The sequence below is a fragment of the Mycobacterium sp. TH-M82 genome (genome assembly GCF_057473605.1).
In genome coordinates, this window is the sequence record NZ_JBYCKY010000562.1 from 1 (window position 1) to 1,502 (window position 1,502).

The following is a 1,502-nucleotide window of genomic DNA, read 5'->3' on the forward strand; positions in this document are numbered from 1 at the left end:
ACGCCGAAAACATTCTTAGCCGGTCTTGCCCCGCGCGGCCCGCAACGCAGCCGACACCGCTGCGGGATCGGCGTCGTACAGGTCAAGGCGTTCAGCATCGGCAACCATGTCGTCCAGCGCTTGTGCGGCCGCCTTCCGCTGACGCTGGCGGTACTCGATCAGGTCCTGAAGTCGGACCTTCCGGTGTCGGCTCGGCTTGTCGAACGGGATAGCCCCCGTTTCCAGCAGCCGGACCAGTGTGGTCCGGGAGATGCGGAGCAGATCGGCTGCCTCTTGCGTCGACAGCGTGAGGTGGTGGGGTGCGATCGTTACCGCAAGGCCGGCCTTCAACGCCTCGGCGACCTGGACGAGGATCGTGAACATCGAGTCGGGAATCGGCACACCCGATCCGTCGGCGTCGACAAGGCGTGCGGTCGGCATGGCTGTTCCGCGGCCCTTGCTGCGAAGACGTTCGATGAAGTCGATCACCTCAGCTTGTTCGTCGGACGGCAGGATGGCGCCTGGGGATTCTTCCAACGGCTGCACCGTGACCTCCTTTCGTTTGGAACAAGCAATACAATCGTTTCACTCGTTTCGAGAGTACGCCTTGCTCCTGTTAAACGGAACGGGCGTAAACGCACACACGTCCGGTCAGGCCGTCCGTCGCGCGGGCCAAAGCTGGTGTCGATCACGGGCCACTCGGTCAGATTCACCCAACCAGAACACCCACTAGAACATTCATACGCTCACTACTACTCAGTATTTTGCCAACTGCTCGCAACCCCGACGTGGTCACCCTGAATGCCCGTCAACCGACGCAGGGGCCCACATCATGATGGGCGCCTATGTAGCCCCGGCTGCGCTGAACGGATGGCCCGGCGCTCTTGTGGCAGTCGCGACGGTGGCGCGGACTCACCCGGTTGCGCGGTGGGGTCCCGGGTGACCTACCCTGCGGATGCACGTGGCACGTGCTCGTGGCATCTGGGCGCCGCACCGTTTCTCGGTCCGGCGCTTGAGAATGTCGGTCGCGATGATCGCCAGTGACCTGCGTTCGGTCGGTCAGATCGGCACCACGATCGGGCTGGGACTGCTGTTCGACACGTTCGTCGTACGGTCGCTGATCACGCCGTCGATCGCCGCGCTACTGGGCCGGTGGTTCTGGTGGCCCATCAATGTGCATCAACGGGTGCGGACCCGGCCGGCGCGCGAGGGCGACGAGCGTGTTCTTGACGCGTCCGCGCCGCATCGGCGGCGAACTACGCGGGGGAGACGACCGGAGACACAGCACGTCGAGGCTGACTTCAGCGGAATACGAAGCCGCCCTGGTTTATTTCCTGCGGCAATACCGCGATCGGTCGGTCAATCCGACGGCGCAGGGCTCATGGATCCGATGTAGTAGCTTTCCTTCCCGGTTGGGTATCCGCCACCGTCGGTGGCGATATGAACGTGGTCGTAATGGTTGAGGGTTTCCGAACCGTAGTTCGCCGTCCAACTCGGCGCGCCGATGCCCGGGTAGTACCGCT

General features: G+C 63.6%; 1 protein-coding gene and 2 pseudogenes. 1 reads left to right on the forward strand and 2 read right to left on the reverse strand.

Annotated elements, in window-relative coordinates:
• Positions 1–15: 15 nt before the first annotated feature.
• Positions 16–525, reverse strand: coding sequence for a helix-turn-helix domain-containing protein (locus tag AC2VON_RS16910; RefSeq protein WP_486953983.1), 510 nt, complete (start codon positions 523–525; stop codon positions 16–18).
• A gap of 487 nt (positions 526–1,012) precedes the next feature.
• On the opposite strand from AC2VON_RS16910, the pseudogene AC2VON_RS16915 reads away from it, so the two are divergent.
• Positions 1,013–1,228: pseudogene (locus tag AC2VON_RS16915) on the forward strand (MMPL family transporter); the annotation flags it as partial.
• 110 nt (positions 1,229–1,338) lie between these two features.
• On the opposite strand, the pseudogene AC2VON_RS16920 reads toward AC2VON_RS16915, so the two are convergent.
• Positions 1,339–1,502: pseudogene (locus tag AC2VON_RS16920) on the reverse strand (glycoside hydrolase); the annotation flags it as partial.